The sequence below is a fragment of the Salipaludibacillus sp. CUR1 genome (assembly GCF_021028955.1).
Lineage (GTDB): Bacteria > Bacillota > Bacilli > Bacillales > Salisediminibacteriaceae > Salipaludibacillus.
Map to the genome: position 1 here is coordinate 36,353 of NZ_JAIWPE010000057.1, position 17,445 is coordinate 53,797.

19 protein-coding genes and 1 riboswitch are annotated in these 17,445 nt (G+C 40.9%); of the genes, 3 read left to right on the forward strand and 16 right to left on the reverse strand.

Features of this window, described 5'->3' with window-relative positions; translation table 11 throughout:
- Window positions 1-85: 85 nt before the first annotated feature.
- The 15 genes from K8O68_RS11540 to K8O68_RS11610 all read right to left on the reverse strand — a co-directional run bounded on the left by K8O68_RS11540 (window position 86) and on the right by K8O68_RS11610 (window position 14,477).
- Window positions 86-946, reverse strand: a complete 861-nt coding sequence (locus K8O68_RS11540; RefSeq protein ID WP_230897041.1) for a DUF72 domain-containing protein — start codon at window positions 944-946, stop codon at window positions 86-88.
- 91 nt (window positions 947-1,037) lie between these two features.
- On the reverse strand, window positions 1,038-2,435 hold the full coding sequence (gene sufB, locus K8O68_RS11545; protein WP_230897042.1) for a Fe-S cluster assembly protein SufB: 1,398 nt from the start codon (window positions 2,433-2,435) through the stop codon (window positions 1,038-1,040).
- Between the two features lie 212 nt (window positions 2,436-2,647).
- Window positions 2,648-3,103: a Fe-S cluster assembly sulfur transfer protein SufU gene (gene sufU / locus K8O68_RS11550; RefSeq protein WP_093055305.1), complete on the reverse strand. Its 456-nt coding sequence runs from the start codon at window positions 3,101-3,103 to the stop codon at window positions 2,648-2,650.
- Entirely contained in the window at window positions 3,090-4,313 is a 1,224-nt protein-coding gene (locus K8O68_RS11555) for a cysteine desulfurase (protein WP_230897043.1), read from the reverse strand. The genes sufU and K8O68_RS11555 overlap by 14 nt, the downstream gene beginning before the upstream one ends.
- Window positions 4,313-5,620 (reverse strand): Fe-S cluster assembly protein SufD, encoded by a 1,308-nt coding sequence (gene sufD / locus K8O68_RS11560; RefSeq protein ID WP_230897044.1) that lies wholly within the window; start codon window positions 5,618-5,620, stop codon window positions 4,313-4,315. Before sufD ends, K8O68_RS11555 begins: the two co-directional genes overlap by 1 nt.
- 27 nt (window positions 5,621-5,647) lie before the next feature.
- Window positions 5,648-6,430, reverse strand: a complete 783-nt coding sequence (gene sufC, locus K8O68_RS11565; RefSeq protein WP_230897045.1) for a Fe-S cluster assembly ATPase SufC — start codon at window positions 6,428-6,430, stop codon at window positions 5,648-5,650.
- A 454-nt stretch (window positions 6,431-6,884) separates the two neighbouring features.
- Window positions 6,885-7,031: a YuzK family famiily protein gene (locus K8O68_RS11570; protein WP_230897046.1), complete on the reverse strand. Its 147-nt coding sequence runs from the start codon at window positions 7,029-7,031 to the stop codon at window positions 6,885-6,887.
- Window positions 7,032-7,343: 312 nt separating this feature from the next.
- A complete protein-coding gene (locus K8O68_RS11575) occupies window positions 7,344-7,712 on the reverse strand; it encodes a carboxymuconolactone decarboxylase family protein (protein ID WP_230897047.1) in 369 nt (122 codons plus the stop codon).
- A 113-nt stretch (window positions 7,713-7,825) separates the two neighbouring features.
- A complete protein-coding gene (locus K8O68_RS11580) occupies window positions 7,826-8,710 on the reverse strand; it encodes a MetQ/NlpA family ABC transporter substrate-binding protein (RefSeq protein WP_230897048.1) in 885 nt (294 codons plus the stop codon).
- Window positions 8,711-8,741: 31 nt separating this feature from the next.
- The gene (locus tag K8O68_RS11585) at window positions 8,742-9,371 is read right to left on the reverse strand and encodes a methionine ABC transporter permease (protein WP_093055384.1); all 630 of its coding nucleotides are present in this window, start codon (window positions 9,369-9,371) and stop codon (window positions 8,742-8,744) included.
- A gap of 49 nt (window positions 9,372-9,420) precedes the next feature.
- Window positions 9,421-10,446: a methionine ABC transporter ATP-binding protein gene (locus tag K8O68_RS11590; protein WP_230897049.1), complete on the reverse strand. Its 1,026-nt coding sequence runs from the start codon at window positions 10,444-10,446 to the stop codon at window positions 9,421-9,423.
- A 191-nt stretch (window positions 10,447-10,637) separates the two neighbouring features.
- A riboswitch (SAM riboswitch) is annotated at window positions 10,638-10,750 on the reverse strand.
- A gap of 58 nt (window positions 10,751-10,808) precedes the next feature.
- On the reverse strand, window positions 10,809-11,177 hold the full coding sequence (locus K8O68_RS11595) for an SCP2 sterol-binding domain-containing protein (protein WP_230897050.1): 369 nt from the start codon (window positions 11,175-11,177) through the stop codon (window positions 10,809-10,811).
- 831 nt (window positions 11,178-12,008) lie between these two features.
- Window positions 12,009-13,100 carry a class III poly(R)-hydroxyalkanoic acid synthase subunit PhaC gene (gene phaC / locus K8O68_RS11600; RefSeq protein ID WP_230897051.1) on the reverse strand — a complete coding sequence of 364 codons (1,092 nt, stop codon included), beginning with the start codon at window positions 13,098-13,100 and terminating at the stop codon, window positions 12,009-12,011.
- Between the two features lie 34 nt (window positions 13,101-13,134).
- Entirely contained in the window at window positions 13,135-13,911 is a 777-nt protein-coding gene (locus K8O68_RS11605) for a 3-oxoacyl-ACP reductase family protein (RefSeq protein ID WP_230897170.1), read from the reverse strand.
- Between the two features lie 74 nt (window positions 13,912-13,985).
- Window positions 13,986-14,477: a poly(R)-hydroxyalkanoic acid synthase subunit PhaE gene (locus tag K8O68_RS11610; RefSeq protein ID WP_230897052.1), complete on the reverse strand. Its 492-nt coding sequence runs from the start codon at window positions 14,475-14,477 to the stop codon at window positions 13,986-13,988.
- Window positions 14,478-14,725: 248 nt separating this feature from the next.
- On the opposite strand from K8O68_RS11610, the gene phaQ reads away from it, so the two are divergent.
- From phaQ to fabG, 3 genes are all read left to right on the forward strand, one after another.
- Window positions 14,726-15,139, forward strand: a complete 414-nt coding sequence (phaQ, locus tag K8O68_RS11615; RefSeq protein WP_093055285.1) for a poly-beta-hydroxybutyrate-responsive repressor — start codon at window positions 14,726-14,728, stop codon at window positions 15,137-15,139.
- 123 nt (window positions 15,140-15,262) lie between these two features.
- Window positions 15,263-15,781 carry a hypothetical protein gene (locus K8O68_RS11620; protein WP_230897053.1) on the forward strand — a complete coding sequence of 173 codons (519 nt, stop codon included), beginning with the start codon at window positions 15,263-15,265 and terminating at the stop codon, window positions 15,779-15,781.
- A 390-nt stretch (window positions 15,782-16,171) separates the two neighbouring features.
- Window positions 16,172-16,912, forward strand: coding sequence for a 3-oxoacyl-[acyl-carrier-protein] reductase (gene fabG / locus K8O68_RS11625; RefSeq protein ID WP_230897054.1), 741 nt, complete (start codon window positions 16,172-16,174; stop codon window positions 16,910-16,912).
- Between the two features lie 134 nt (window positions 16,913-17,046).
- Here the strand turns inward: fabG and K8O68_RS11630 are convergent, their stop codons facing one another.
- Complete coding sequence (locus tag K8O68_RS11630) at window positions 17,047-17,379, reverse strand: DUF2553 family protein (RefSeq protein ID WP_230897055.1); 333 nt, start codon at window positions 17,377-17,379, stop codon at window positions 17,047-17,049.
- Window positions 17,380-17,445 lie beyond the last annotated feature (66 nt).

The following is a 17,445-nucleotide window of genomic DNA, read 5'->3' on the forward strand; positions in this document are numbered from 1 at the left end:
CAAATGCCTGCTTTCTAACTTTCAATTTAATACTACCTACATCGAATATTACGGAAGTTGGCTAAGGATTTCAATCCTGCTTTTTTTACTCGTCAAATAAATTCATTTGCCTCGGTGCCAGACCTTCGTATGTTATTCCTAAATCGCTTATAAATGTTTTGGCATTTCCGGCCGCATGCCCGCCTGAATTATTGTTAAAAACGACATACGTTTTATTTACCTCCTGGGAGATGCTTTTTACCTTCTCTTCCAATTCTTTTAACTCATCTTCAGAATAATCATATAAGTACCGGACTTCCCGCCAGCCTTCACCTTTAACAGGTTTATTCCATCCTGCTGTGTTACGCCCGTGGAAACGTACAAAAGCTTTTTCATCATGTGTTGTCACCGGCACAAAAGGAATAGAACGTTCTCCTGCCTGAGGTTCATCGCATATACTGTGGATCCAGTCATCTTCTTTCATATACTCCAGTGTTCTTTCCTTATAATCCTCGCTGTACCAGGATTGATGGCGAAACTCCAGGGCAGCATCAAATTCTCTTAACTGCTCACGCACAAATTTTATATAATCCACATATTTTCTCTGACAGTCAAACCAGGGAGGGAACTGGCATAAAACCATTGCCAGTTTACCCGTCTCTTTAAACGGGCGTATCGCATCATTAAAAGCTTTGAACATCTCTTCCTGGGTTTTAAACGGATTCTCTCCCCGCTGATGGCCTGTCATTCCCTGGTAAGCTTTCACGACAAACTGGAAAGATGCAGGTGTTTCATTAATCCATTTTGTTATATTTTTCTCAGGAGGCACAGCGTAAAAAGAGGAATCGAGTTCAACGACAGGAAAATGCCCGGCGTAAGCTTCAAGCTTTTTTGATGGTGAGCTAATCCCTTCGTATAATATTCGGTGGTCTCCCCAGCCCGTTACACCTACATTAATCTGACCCAATTTTCTTTCACCTCTCTCATCCAATTTAAAAAATGGTAAAAAACATAAAGGCGAACCCGGCCCGGCCGGATTCGCCTTTATTATATCAGTATTAGCCGATAGAACCTTCCATTTCGAACTTAATCAGTCGGTTCATTTCAACAGCATATTCCATTGGCAGTTCTTTCGTAAATGGTTCAATGAATCCCATAACGATCATTTCAGTCGCTTCCTGCTCTGATACTCCGCGGCTCATCAGGTAGAAAAGCTGCTCTTCAGATACTTTAGATACTGTCGCTTCGTGTTCAAGCGTAATGTCGTTATTAAGAATTTCATTATAAGGGATCGTATCTGATGTGGATTCATTATCCATAATCAGAGTATCACACTCAATGTTTGCCTTGGATCGCTCTGATTTCCGTCCAAAGTGGCAGATTCCGCGGTAGGTTACTTTACCACCCTGCTTGGAAATAGATTTAGAAACGATTGTAGAGGAACAATCAGGCGCCAGATGGTGCATTTTAGCACCGGCATCCTGGTGCTGGCCTTTTCCTGCAATCGCAATGGAAAGAACGTTTCCACGTGCTCCACGGCCTTTCATCACAACTGCCGGATATTTCATCGTAAGCTTGGATCCAATATTTCCGTCTACCCATTCCATAACGGCGTTTTCTTCAGCTACCGCACGTTTAGTAACAAGGTTAAAGACGTTAGGTGCCCAGTTTTGAATAGTGGTATAACGGCAATAAGCATCTTTTTTAACAATGATTTCAACGACCGCACTGTGAAGCGAGTTCGTTGTGTATACCGGTGCCGTACACCCTTCAACATAATGGACAGAGCTGTCTTCATCCGCAATAATCAGCGTACGTTCAAACTGTCCCATATTTTCGGAGTTAATTCTGAAGTAAGCCTGCAACGGCTGCTCCGTCTTAATACCTTTAGGCACATAAATGAAAGAACCGCCGGACCATACGGCTGAATTTAAAGCAGCAAATTTATTATCGGAAGGAGGAATAACAGTTCCAAAATGCTCTCTGAAAATTTCCTCGTCCTCTTTTAATGCAGTGTCTGTATCCTTGAAGATGATACCAAGATCTTCAAGATCTTCCTGCATGTTGTGGTAAACCACTTCTGATTCATACTGCGCTGAAACACCTGCGAGATATTTTTGCTCTGCTTCAGGAATACCTAATTTATCAAACGTATTCTTAATCTCCTCAGGAACTTCATCCCATGAGCGCTCAGATTTCTCTGATGGTTTCACGTAATACGTGATCTCGTCAAAATCCAGCTCAGCTAAATTACCGCCCCATTGAGGCATAGGCATTTTATAAAACTGTTCTAAAGATTTCAAGCGGAAGTCGAGCATCCATTGAGGTTCTTCCTTCATACGGGAAATTTCCTCAACGATTTCACGAGTCAACCCTTTTTTAGAACGGAATATCGAAACGTCTTTATCTGAAAAGCCGTATTGATATTCACTGATTTCCGGCATTTTTTTAGCCATGTGAAACCCTCCTTGTAGAATAGCGGCAACAAGAGCCGCCTTCAAAAACTTTATAAAATAAACGGTTGCGAACGATTGACTGCACTTTAATGATCTATTACTTTTATCAGCGATGGCATGCCACTTTTTTAAGTGATCATCTATCACTGGTAAAAAGTTTATATATCTATTTTACAACACATCGGTAGTAAAAACCAAGTGTAAACCTTCACTTACTCAGAATCTTCGTCCTTTTCTTCATCAAGACCTTTTTCCATCGCTTTCCAGGCGAGGGTAGCACATTTTATTCTGGCAGGGAACTTGGCAACTCCCTGAAGCGCTTCAATATCGCCCAGGTCAAAATCCCCTTCTGTGTAATCTTTCCCAAGCATCATATCGGAAAAGATCCCTGACAGCTTTAAAGCATCCTCTACCGGAAGACCTTTCACTGCCTGAGTCATCATTGAGGCAGAAGATAAACTGATCGAACACCCTTCACCTACAAACTTGGCATTGGCAATTTTCCCGTCCTCAACCTGCATTTGCAGTTGAATGCGGTCTCCGCATGTTGGATTATTCATATTAACTTTTAAGGAGTCACCCTCAATTTCTCCGCGGTTCCGAGGGTTTTTATAATGATCCATAATCACTTGGCGGTACAGTGTGTCCAGTTGATTACCCAAAGACATCTCCAAAATACTCCTTTGTTTTTATTAATGCTTTTACAAAAGCATCGACATCCTCTTCATTGTTATAAAGATAGAAACTGGCTCTTGCCGTAGCAGTCACATCCAGCCATTTCATCAGCGGCTGCGCACAGTGATGGCCTGCCCTGACAGCCACTCCTTCAGCATCAAGGACCGTGGCTACATCGTGGGGATGGACATCGTCACAATTAAACGTTACGACGCCTGCACGCTTTTCCGGTCCGTAAACAGTCACGCCGTCAATATCCTTCAATTGGGCGATCGCATAGTCAGCAAGTTTCTGCTCATGCTGTTTAATATTCTCAAGCCCTATTTCTTCAAGAAAATCAATGGCCGCTCCCAGCCCGATTGCACCAGCAATAATAGGGGTGCCGCCTTCGAACTTCCAGGGGAGCTCTTTCCACGTTGAGTCATAAAGGCCGACAAAATCGATCATTTCTCCGCCGAACTCAACCGGCTCCATATTTTTCATTAATTTCTTTTTACCGTACAATACCCCGATTCCTGTTGGCGCACACATTTTATGCCCGGAAAAAGCATAAAAGTCAGCATCAAGTGCCTGAACATCTACTTTCATGTGAGGAACAGCCTGAGCCCCGTCAACGACCATCACAGCGCCATTTTTGTGGGCAATTTCAGCTATTTCCTTCACAGGATTGATCGTTCCAAGCACGTTGGAGACGTGCATCACAGATACAATTTTGGTATTTTCAGTGACTGTCTCTTCAACATCGTTTAAATCAATCGTTCCGTCTTCCTTTAAAGGAATATATTTTAATGTGGCGCCTGTGCTTTTCGCCAGCTGCTGCCACGGAATGATATTACTGTGATGCTCCATCGGCGTAATTACAATTTCATCACCCTGTTTGACATTAGCTCTTCCATAGCTGGCAGCCACTGTGTTAATTGCTGTAGTCGTCCCACGGGTAAAAACGATCTCTTCCATACTCTTGGCGTTAATAAAGCCGCGGACTTTTTCTCTCGCCCCTTCATAGCCGTCGGTAGCAAGTGACCCAAGGGTGTGAACCCCCCGGTGCACGTTGGAATTATACCTTTTGTAATAGTCCTCAACCGCATCGATTACTTGCTGCGGTTTTTGCGAAGTAGCTGCGCTGTCAAGGTAAACGAGCGGATGCCCGTTTACCTCCTGATCAAGGATTGGAAACTTCGAGCGGACTGTTTTTACATCCATTAGTATACTTTCCTTTCAATCACATCATACAGCTGTTCTTTTACAGACTCGATCGGCAGCGCGCTTACCACCGGTGCAAGGAACCCGTGAATAATTAACCGTTCCGCTTCACGTTTGCTAAGCCCCCGGCTCATTAGATAGAACATTTGAATAGGGTCTATTTTCCCTACAGAGGCCGCGTGGCCTGCTGTTACGTCATCTTCATCGATCAGCAGAATCGGGTTAGCGTCACCGCGCGCTTTCTCACTAAGCATTAACACACGTTCTGTCTGCTCCCCGTTCGCTTTTGTCGCTCCGTGCTCGATTTTAGAAACACCATTAAAGATGGATGTCGCAGAATCTTTCATAACGCCATGCTTTAAAATCTGACCATCTGAGTTTTTCCCGTAATGGATCACGTTTGTAGTGAAGTTTTGAGACTGCTTGCCGCGTCCGATAGACACGGTTTTAGTATCCGCATATGACCCTTCACCTACAAGGTATGTTGTATTTTCAGAGACGGTATTCCCATCATTCATTTGTCCAAGCGCCCAATAAAGACTGGCATCCCTGCCGGTTACCTGCCCGCGGCGGTTTACATACGTCGTTACTGTTTCGGAGAGGTTATCAACCGCACCATAACGCACAGACGCTCCATCAGCAACGTATACTTCAGAAACAATGTTAGCTACTGCTTCTGAATTTGAACCTTCTGACAGATAATTCTCTACATACGTTACAGAGCTGTTCTCTTCAGCAACAATAAGGACATGGTTAAATAAACCAAAGCTGCCTTCATGTGAATAAACAGCCTGAAGCGGCAGCTCCACTTCAACATTTTTTGGCACATAAAGGAAAGTTCCGCCATTGACGAGTGCCGCATGAAGAGCAGTCAGACGGTTTTCGTCCAGAGAGACAGCATCTTGCATAAAGTAATTTTTCACAAGATCTTCATGGTCAGTTAATGCTGTTTTCATATCAGTAAAAATAACGCCTTTGTTTGTAAGGTCATCATGAAGAGCCTTAAAAGTGGTTACACCGTTTTTCTGGGCAATTAAATTTTGAATATTGTCTTCTTCACCGATAAGTGATTTCACACTGTCGGAGAGCTTTGAAAAGTCTTCTCCCCCAGCTGTTTTCGCATCAAAATCAAAAGATGTAAAGTTCCATTTATTAATTCGTGATTTATCAGGTTTTGGCAATTCCAAGTTTAATGCTTTCTCTAAAGACGAAAGGCGTAGATCAGCGAACCATTTTGGCTCATTGCGGTCTTTAGAGAAGCTCGTAATATCTTGTTGATTTACTGGAAAAGTAATTTCCGTCGTCATCTTCATTCCTCCTCTTTAAACCGTCTCTTATTCCTGGCCTACAGTTTCGTCTTCGATTCCAAGTTCTTCTTTAATCCAGTCGTAACCCTGTTCTTCAAGCTTTTGAGCAAGTTCAGGCCCGCCGGATTTAACGATACGTCCCTGCATCATTACATGGACGAAGTCCGGTTTAATATAGTTTAGTAAACGCTGGTAGTGGGTAATAATCATACAGCCGAAGTCCTCGCTGCGAAGCTCATTAATACCTTTAGCCACTACTTTTAATGCGTCGATATCAAGACCAGAGTCGATTTCATCAAGGATCGCAATTTGAGGCTGAAGCATAAGCAGCTGGAGAATTTCATTACGCTTCTTTTCCCCGCCAGAGAAACCTTCGTTTAAATAACGGTGCTGGAATGACTCGTCAATTTCCAAACTACCCATTTTTTCATCCATTTGACGGATGAACTTCATTAGAGACACTTCGTCTCCTTCTTCACGGCCTGCATTCATCGCTGAGCGGATAAAGTCTGCATTTGTGACACCGGATACTTCACTCGGATACTGCATTGCGAGGAATAAACCTGCACGCGCGCGCTCATCTACTTCCATTTCAAAAAGGTCCTCTCCGCCTAAACTGGCTTCACCTTTTGTCACTTCGTATTTCGGGTGGCCCATTAAAGCAGAAGCAAGGGTAGATTTACCTGTTCCGTTCGGTCCCATAATCGCGTGAATTTCTCCGCCATTCACCTCAATGCCGAACCCTTTCAGAATTTCTTTATCTTCAATTGATACATGAAGATCTTTTACAGTTAAATTTGGCTTGGTCATGATTCATACCTCCATTTATTTTTGAAAGTTTCATTAAAAACATGTTAATATGAGAAAAGTGATCTTTAATCACATTCTCAATTTATTCTCATTACAATCTTATATCAAATGAAATTTGAGTTCAAGGAAAATACACAATTCTTTTCATCTTTCCTTCATATTATCCTCGGAAGTTATTTATATACAAATAAAGACAGTTTTCCTTAGAAAACCTAAACATTTCACCTAATCTTCGTTGTAAATTTTTACCAAATAATTCGTTTAAGAATGTTTGTGTCATCTCTTTTTCGGAGGAAGTCTTTTTTTCTTGAAAATTAATTCTCAATACCTTGGTCTTTTTTCATTCTAATTGAGAATGAATCTTAATTATATAATATACAAAGCGAAAAACAACCCCGCTGAATTAAAATCCACGCGGGGTTGTTTTTTTCTTCTCTTAAGGAAGTTCTTTTTATTAAATACTATATTGCAGCTGTCGGTTGTGCTCATTGACCATCTTCAGGCTTTGCTGATGATCTTTATCTCGTTCCTGTTCCACTTTCATACGGTTATCTAAATCTCTGTTATACTCCGCATAACCTATACCGTACGACTGGAACATTGCTTTTTCCATCTCAGTCGTATGTTTCGTCTGAATCTGATGGATAATAAATCACATTCCTTTCTGGATTGTTTTGATCACATTTGCTGCGTTAAACGGCATAAAGCCCGCAACGTTTGTAATGGGATCACCTTCAACATGATTTATTTTAGCATTTTGGAAGTGTATAACCAATTCGCGTATAAGGGGATATTTTCTGACAATTACTATTGTGCCGGTGTCAAAAAAACTGACAGTCAGATTTTCTACTATCTCCCCCAATTACTCCGTTATGCTCTTTATCTGAAAATTCCGGCTATTTTGTAAGCCCTTTCATGAAACGATGTCTCCTGAAAGTTCACTTACCGCTTCTTCTATTAATGTAACTCCCTGGCTTAAGGCGGCTCCTCCTCCAAAAGCTCCTGTGACCGCTACCGCCTCAAGAATTTCTTCCCTGCTTGCCCCCTGGTCAAGACAGCCTTTTACATGGTATATCATACAGTACTCATCCTGGGCATTCATACTCAGGGCTAAAGCGATAAGCTGTTTTTCCTTTTTAGAAAGGCTTCCTTCTTTGAAACATGCTTCTGTAAACTCATGATATTTATGGGCAACCTCCGGCATTTGTTCAGTAAAATATCCCATGCCCTCTTTATAATGATGCAAAGCTTCCTGAATATAAGGTGTGTGCTGTTCGTCCATTGTGTTCTCTCCTTTTTACATGTTTACTTTTATAATGCGTAAAAAAAAAGTCTCTATGTATTCATAATAGGAAAGAAAAATGCACCGGCTTTTCGCCGGTGCAGGAAAAACGCTTATTCACTTACTGGTACGACAGAATTATCATACGTCTCTAGAATATAATCGCGCACTTCTTCAGAACGAAGGACATCAATCAATGCAGTGACTCTCTCATCGTCCTCATCACCGCTGTTTACAGCAATGACATTCACGTAAGGATTGTCAGCATCGGCATCTTCAGTCGCAATGGCATCTTCAAGCGGATTTAGTCCGGCATCAAGCGCATAATTGGAGTTAATTAACACAGCATCTCCTTCATTGTTTTCATAAGCTGTTGGAAGTAAGGCAGCTTCCACATTATCTGAAAACTCGAAGTTATTTGGGTTATCTTCAATATCATTAATTGTAGCTTCAACGCCCGCACCTTCTGCGAGGGTAATTAACCCTTCATCTTCAAGCATCATCAGGATTCGACCGTGATCTGCAACTGAGCTACTCATAATTATTTCAGCACCTTCAGGAAGTTCATCCAGGCTGCTGTAGTCTTGAGAGTAAATACCGATTGGTTCAATATGAATACCGCCGGCGTTTACGAAATCATAGCCGTGTTCTTCGATTTGTGATTCAAGATAAGGCACATGCTGGAAGTAGTTAGCATCCAGCTCACCTTCAGCTAACGCTTCGTTTGGCAGGACATAATCGTTAAACGAGACAATTTCAAGTTCTACGCCTTCCTCTTCAAGAAGCGGCTGCGCGAACTCAAGAATTTCCGCATGAGGCACGTTTGATGCCCCCACTACAAGCGGTCCTTGCTCTTCATTATTTTCAGAAGCGTTATTTCCGTTTCCTTGATTGGAACCGGCATTATCTGTTGTATTGTCATTATTTCCTTCACCGCAAGCAGCAAGGACTCCTAATGATAATGTTACGGCAGTTGCTGTTTGTAAAATCTTCTTCATGGTGTTACCCCCTTGTTTTTTTAAAAGCGGATTACCGCTTATCTAATTTATTTGTTAAATAATCGCCTATAAACTGGAATATAAAAACGATTATTAAAACAACAATAGTAGCTACTAAAGTAATATCTGAATTATTCCGCTGGAAGCCGTCTCTGTAAGCCAGGTCACCCAAGCCTCCTGCGCCTATGACTCCTGCCATAGCCGTATAACTGACCAGGGCAATGGCCGTAACCGTAATACCTGACACAAGCGCCGGCATGGATTCCGGCAGGAGCACTTTAAAAATAATCTGCCGGTTGCTGGCCCCCATTGATTTAGAAGCTTCTATAACCCCTTTATCAATTTCTCTCAATGCAATTTCCACCATTCTCGCATAGAAAGGCGCAGCTCCTATTATAAGCGCTGGCAGCGCCGCGGATGGTCCGAGCATCGTGCCGATTAATGATCGTGTGAAGGGGATCAGCAAGACAATCAGAATAATAAACGGAATAGACCTGAAAATATTCACGTAAGCTGCTGTCACAGCATGTACCGCTTTATTTTGCCATAACTGCCCCTTATCAGTTAAAAACAGAAGTAAACCTAATAAAATTCCGAAAATAAAGGTAAAAGCTAAAGCAATAACTGACATGTAAATCGTTTCTCCGGTGGCGTCCCACATATTCTCCCAATTCACGTTGGGAAAGAGCCATCCGTTAGCGGCTAGAATCTTATTCACCGTGGATCACCTCCACTTCTACTTGCTGTGACCGGATAAATGCAATCGTCTCATCAATCAGCTGGTTGTCACCAGTCACACTAACAAACAAAGACCCGTATGAACCGTGCTGCGTCTGGGATATCTTCCCTTGGAGAATACTTACAGAGACATCATACTTTCTTACAACATCAGTAATAAGCGACCTTTTTGCATCACTGCCTGTAAAAGTCAGCTGCAGAACCCGGCCAATTCCGTCATCTTTAAATAAATGTCTGATGGCTTCTTCCGTTTCTTCAGGCTCTGTCACCTGTTTTACAAACTCCTTTGTCATCTCTTCTTTAGGGCGCTTAAATATATCGAGGACAGGACCTTGTTCTGCAATCCGTCCATTTTCCATTACGGCTACCCTGTGGCAGATTTTCCTGATCACGTGCATTTCATGGGTAATAAGTACAATCGTTAAATTCAGTTTCTTATTAATATCCACTAACAAATCAAGGATCGAGTCTGTCGTTTTAGGATCCAGAGCTGAGGTAGCCTCATCGCACAGAAGGACTTTCGGATTATTGGCAAGGGCCCTGGCTATGCCGACCCTTTGTTTCTGGCCTCCGCTCAACTGGGAGGGGTAAGAACCTCCGCGGCCTTCAAGGCCTACAAGCTTTATTAATTCATTGACCCTTTTTTTCTGTTCACTTTTAGGCATTCCTTTAATTTCAAGCGGGAAAGCAATGTTATCGGCTACTGTTCGTGACCAAAGCAGGTTAAAGTGCTGGAAGATCATTCCTATCTCTTGCCGCGCCTGCCGTAACCCTTTTCCCGATAGTTCATTCATATTTTTTCCAGCGATAGTGACTTGTCCTGAACTAGGTGTTTCAAGCATATTTAACAATCGGATGAGTGTACTTTTACCAGCCCCGCTGTACCCTATTACTCCAAAAATTTCTCCTTTTTCTATGGAAAGATCGATATGATCAACGGCAGTAACCTGACCGTCACGTGTCTGAAAGGTCTTTGCCAGTTTAGATAAGGTTATCAACTTAATCCCTCACTTTCTATCCGTCCCCTAAGACGCCACAACAATAGTTTTCGATTAGCTTTAAACTTATAAATTAGTAAACTGATAAGTTTAGTTCCTTTAAAGCACGAAAGTTTCAAATTAAATAGAGAAAAACCTTTCGGCTCACCTAAGATAAGCAGAAAGGTTTAGAACATTACTAAAAGGCCTTTCTCTCATCTTTCAAAGCATTGACTGCTTTGTTGGATTTGGCACCTTCCAGATCGTTACATCTGGTGGTTGCCGGGCTTCACAGGGCCATTCCCTCCGCCACTCTGGATAAGAGATACAGTTTATTCGTTTTTGAAATCTGATATGGATATTATCACTATACTATATGCTTGTCAACTGATTATACTCTTTGGATACGATTTCCTGCATGATGACGTGTGGCATAAGTAAAACAATGACTCAAGCCAGAGGAGGTATTTTAAGGATCCTTCTGCTTCCAATTCTCCCCTGCGCCTCATAGTGAGAAGAAAATCTTCTCCCTGAAACAGCAGTTTTAAAGAATCTTCGTCCCCTTTAATAATGACATCAGGTGCTGCCCCGTTCCCGCTTACAAAACCAGTGTCTAATCCAGTAAATGCAATAAACCAGTTCTCTGAACCGCAGCTGATCAACAGAGTCATCTCATATTTTTTTACCAGCTTACGAATTCTGTCTGTCTGTTTCATGTCATTAATTGCTGAAGCAAGCAAAGTTCCCGCCACGCTAATCACGCCCTTGGATACGCCGTTTAATTACTACCTTCTTTATTCGGTAACTGGAAGCGAATTTCCTTTAACCAGTTTGAGAAACTTGATTTGTCTCCGTCCGGGTATTGAGAGGCTTCCTAAAAACAATAAGGAAGGCAAAAATAATAAGAAGAGGCCGAGATAAAACTAAAGACAAGTTTGTAAAGAACGAACAATAATTTTTATCAGACATCTTATAAGACGGGGTACTTTTAGGTTTACCAGTTATTAAATAGCCTCTGCTTTAGTCAAAAACGTTACCCTAATATTAAATCAATAACCTGCCGTTGAACGAAGGCGAGAACACCCAGAGGATAAGCGCAGTCTGAAGATCCAATTCAACGAAGCTCCAGGCTGAGTTGAATTTAGCTGAAGACAAGCCCCTGGGCAAGCGCCCGCCTGGCGGACTGAGATTACTGCTTTTATTCCACAGCTTTAAATCCTGTCATTGAAGGACAGAAGGTGGCGACGCCCGAGGGATCAAGCGCAGTCTGAAGATCCAATTCAACGAAGCTCCAGGCTGAGTTGAATTTAGCTGAAGACAAGCCCCTGGGCAAGCGTCCGCCTGGCGGACTGAGATTACTGCCCTTACTATTTTTATCAGAGTTAATTTTTTATTAAGCACAAAAGCGAAAAGCCGAACAAAAATCATAAGATTTGTCCGGCTTTCTTTATAATTACTATTCTTTTGTCCCAGCCTCTTAATAATTTTAATGACATCACAGGTCCAATCTATACTTTCGCATTTTAACTCGGTGGGGTTTAGGTACCACACTGCCGAACTTTAACGCTTTAACTTAGCGGGGGTCAGGCACCTGAGTGCTCCCTCACCCATGTCTCGATCAACGGATAGGTATTTTTAACGGCACCTTTCCCTACAGTCACAGAAACATGGCCAGCCGAAACTAATTCAAATGTTTTATCTTCACTTGAAATCTTATCCATAAGTCGTTCTGTCTGTTCAGGAATAGCTATATGGTCACGATCTGCTGCAATGTTTAAGACATTTGCTTTAATATTGCTTAACTTCACTTGTTGTCCTCGAATATATAACTCATCATTAATTAACTTGTTTTTTTGGTAAAATTCACCAATCCATTGTCTGTATGCTTCACCAGGGAATGGGACCCCGTCAGCTACCCACTTCTGCAGAAGGGTCCAGTTTTTAACAAATTCTTCATTATCCGCTCGATTGGCGAGAGAGACATAAGGGCCGATATAATTGGTAATTGGTTTTAATAATTTATTCCCAAAGTCAATTGTTTCTGGAGGAATGTTCCCATACGTATCAACCATGAGATCTAAATTAAAATATTTTTCGTCTACCCACTTTGTAAATAACCCTGAATCAGAAAAGTCAAACGGACTCGTCAAAAAGACAAGATTGCGGATGGGTAAGTTTGGATGAAGAGCCGTAAATATTGCTGTTAACGTCCCCCCAATACAATAACCGAGTATGCTGAGTTCATCAGCTTCAGATTTCCGAAGGACTTTTTTCACTGCGCGAGGAATATAATCGAGCACATAGTCATCGAATTTCATATGTCTATCTTCGTAACCAGGTGTACCCCAATCAAGTAAGTAGACATCATGGCCTTTATCTGTTAAATACTCAATTAAACTGCTCCCAGGTGATAAATCTAAAATATACGGTTTATTAATCAAAGCATAAATGATTAATATTGGTACTTTGTTTGTCTTCACTTTCGCTGGTTGATACCGGTAAAGTTTTGCCTTATTCTTTGTCCAGATTAGTTCCTTTGGAGTTTGCCCTACTTTCGGTTCAGGCTCTTTAGTGAGAACATCTATGGCTCGTTTAAAACGTTTATAGTCCTTCTGATAATCTTCAGGCAAAGAGTCTACCATTGCATCTAGTGATCTTGTTGTAGTGAAATCCATCCACCATCCTCCTTATGATTTTTCCTGTAGATAGTTACATATATACTCCACCATTTATATTCAGGCATTGGCCTGTCGTATAACTGTTATTAGCTAAAAAAAGGACAGCATCGGCTATTTCAGAGGCTTCTCCTAACCGTTGCATCGGTATACCAGAAATAATTTGATCTTTTGCATCTTCCGGAACACCTGCAAACATTTCAGTCTCAATATATCCAGGACAAACGGCATTGACTGTTATGCCACTTCTTGCTGTTTCTAAAGCAAGAGACTTGGTAAAACCAATCATGCCCGCTTTGGCAGCAGCATAGTTCGTTTGGCCAAAACCACCTTTTTGACCGATAAATGAACTAATATTGATAATACGGCCAAATTTTTGTTTGAGCATGAGATTGATTACTGCTGAAGTTGTATGATAAACACTATTTAAGTTCGTGTCTATGACCTCTCTCCATTCACTCTCGCTAAGTTTTTTGAAAGTGCGATCTCTTGTTATCCCTGCATTATTAATAAGAATGTCTATTTTCCCAAAATGATCGATGGTCTGTTCCACCAAAGCACGAGATTGCTCCAAGTTAGAAACATCTGCTTGAAAGGAAACGGCTGACCCGCCAAATTGTTCAATTTCATCGATAACTTCATCGGCAGCCTCTTTGTTTGAATTATAGTTAATCGCAACTTCTGCCCCTCGTTTAGCTAATTCTTTTACAATACTTGCACCAATTCCGCGGGATCCGCCTGTAACAAGCGCCACTTTTCCTGCTAAACTTTGGGATTCTCCCTTAACTGCCGATACTTCATTTGAAATCATTCCCATTTAACATTCCTCCTAATATATTTTTCATTCGAATATAAGGCCTGACATAGTCCTTTTAAAAATATTGATTATTTCTTATCTTTAGGCTGTGACGAAGTCGTTTCAGCAGGTGTTTCTTTTTTATTACTGGTTAATACTTCTAAGATTTGATGCATATTTTTATCCAGTTGATCACTTGCCTGTAAAACTTGATTCATTTTTTTATCCAGTTTGGAGACGCTTACCTTTAGTTTTGTTATTTCTAAAGATACTTCCTTACTTGAGAGCTCGTCCTCAATTTTTTCATCAATACTATCTACTTTTTCCTCTAAATTAACAATAAGGGAAGCAACGCTTGACATTTCTTCATTTGTAGGGACATTGATTTGCTTTAAATACATGTCGGTCGTACTCCGGACTAATTGTTGATATTGAAGAAAACTATTTTGGACCTGCCCTAACATCTCAGCATATTCATCTGTTTTTAATGTTTCATGAATGGCCTCGCTAAAATGTGATTCTGTTTGTTCATACATACTTTTCCATAGTGCCAATGGATCCAATGTGTTCTGTTTTGTCATACTAATAACCCCTAACCTTTGGATTTGATAACTGTCTTATAACAATTTTAAAGGATATTGGCTAAAATTGGACAAAGAAAAAACGTAAAATTACCATAATTTTCAACAAATACAGATTATTTGAACGTGTTTTTTAGAAGAACATGGTAGTTTTTGGTGATTTATGTAAACCAAATGGAGTTGACTTTTTTTACTTATAGGTGTAAATTACACATATAGACATTATTACTTGATTAGAAGGTGATAGGATGACTCCTAAAAACGGTAAGGACAAACCCAAAACAGAACCTATAGCGAAAGCACAAAAAAATTTCATTATTCCCGTACTCCTGTTGTTATTAAAAGATTGGAACGCACATGGATATGAATTAATGCAAAAACTTACCATGTTTGGCTTTGAATATGTTGATCAAGGAAACTTCTATAGAATCCTCCGTCAACTTGAAAAGGATGAATTAGTCGTGTCTGAGTGGGATACATCCACATCAGGACCAGCTAAACGAATTTATTCGATTACTTCAGCAGGAGAACAATATTTAGATCTATGGGCAAATTCACTTGGACAATATCAGAAGATGCTTGATCAATTTTTCAATATGTATAGTAACTTTTTCGTCCCGCCTGGCTTCACATCCAAGAAGGATGATAAAAAAGATGAATAGTTGCACCTTAAAGACAAGTCACTGAAACACTTTAATACCATAAACAGCGGTATGAACTATTGTTGTTTATGTTACTAATAAAAGGTCAGATTTTGGCTTAAAAAAACTCATGGAGGGATTTAGATGGCAGTTAAGAAAGAGACTAATAAGACAGCAAATGAGAATGTCAACGATTTTTTTGGGGCAGGTATGTGGAAAGAAGTTATGGAAAGAATGGAGCAACAATCCATGTGGGCTTTAAAAACTCAAAAAGAATGGATTGACGGAACACGAGAACAATTTTCTCAGTTTGAAGAGAATTCCAAAAAATTTACGACTGAGTGGAAAACGAATGCTCAAACAGCCGTTGGAAATGTTAATCAGGAACTTGAAGGTGACCAAAAGTATCATGAATTGTTAAACAAAATTGAAGAAATTGGACATAAGTCTCAAACAATCGCTACTCTTCCTGGAAAGGCCTCTCTTGACATTATGGCAAGATCAAATGCTCAAATCACAGCTACTGTTGGGAATACCTTCCAGCAAAATAAAAAAATAGCTGAAAAAACAACGGATACATTGGTAAGTGCTTTTGACCAAATGAGACAAACACAAATGCAAATGTTAAATATGTTTCAAACGAATTCTGTCATGTCGAAATAACTTGGCAACAAAGGGAGCGAAGCCTATTCATGCAAAAGAGGATTTTTCGTTTGGTGATAACTATTACCTGAATAAATCCTGCTTGTTCATATGCATGGGCTATCGCTCCCTTTCCTTGTTTTATTAACAAGGGTAACAATGTTTCCTATTTTTTTAACGATGATGCAATTACTCCGCCCTAATGTTTTATAGGCAGACCAACCAATTGCCTTTGATCGTTGCTTCCTCATTGAACTAATACCTCCTCCTTTCTCCGAATATACTTTAGCTGGAACGTCCATTCACTATAAATTCGCCATTGATTTAAACGCTTAACAAAGACACTGGATTTTTGTGTAGAAAGAGGAATGCTGAACACCATGAAAACACGAAAAGGAAGGGGAAATGACGATGAAATTAAAAGATAAGGTGGCAATGATAACAGGAGCCTCTCGCGGCATAGGTGAAGCAACTGCAAAAAAATTTGCATTAGAAGGGGCAAAACTTGTTTTAGCAGACTTGAATAAGAAGGAGATTGATGAGACTTCGAATCGAATAAAAAAACTAGGTGGGGAATGCATTGGTATCGAAGCTGATGTAACAGATCGTGAACAAGTAGAACAATTAATTAAGGCCTCGACGGCTCATTATGGACAAATGGATATTGTCATTAATAATGCGGGGATCACACAGGATGCAACGTTAGTGAAAATGACAGAACAGCAGTGGGATCGTGTGATTGACGTCAATCTCAAAGGAGTATTTAATGTCTCGCAGGCTGCTGCAAAAGTGATGATTGAGCAAAAAAGCGGTGTGATCTTAAATGCGTCTTCAATTGTCGGTCTCTACGGAAATTATGGTCAAACGAATTACTCTGCATCTAAAGGTGGAGTTGTTATGATGACTAAATCATGGGCCAAGGAATTGGGGAAGCACGGGATCCGCGTGAATGCGATTGCCCCAGGCTATATTTCTACTGCGATGGTAGATAAAGTGCCTGACAAAGTAAAAGAAATGATCAGGAGTAAATCCGTATTAAAGCGACTGGGGAACCCCGAAGATATAGCCAATGGCTACGCCTTTCTCGCTTCTGATGAGGCGCAATATATTACAGGTACGGTTTTAAATATCGATGGCGGGACGGTTATTTAACACACCAGGGGGGACTGTTCTTCCGGTTCGTAATCAGAAGAACCGTCCCTCCGCTCTTTGTGCGTGCTTATCCTCCATAAGAAAAACGATCTGAACGTAATCAACCGTCACGTCCAGATCGTTTTTATAATCAGTCAGCACCATCCCATGTCGCAACCTTCCACGTACGATTCAGGATACTGGCTGCTTTCTTTCTTATCCGTATGCTTATAAAACTTTTCATCTTTAAACTCAAATCCTTCAGCCATTTCATACATTTGCGCTGATCCTTTTTGCTTTATACGCCCCACTTTTTCCGCCTGGTAATACAACCCGGTTTCGCCGGGGCTTTCTTGCTTTTTCTCAATCTGTCCTGATATCTCAATACGGGATTCAGGTTTGCGGCTGGATGTATCACTGTTACTATTATCATCAGAAGGTTTCTTTACATCATCACCCATCACGTGGAAAAAGTCATCGTTAGCCATATACTTGCCCTCCATTTTTGATATTAGTTTGAGGCTTATGTGCCGGTGTTATACACGATTATGGGC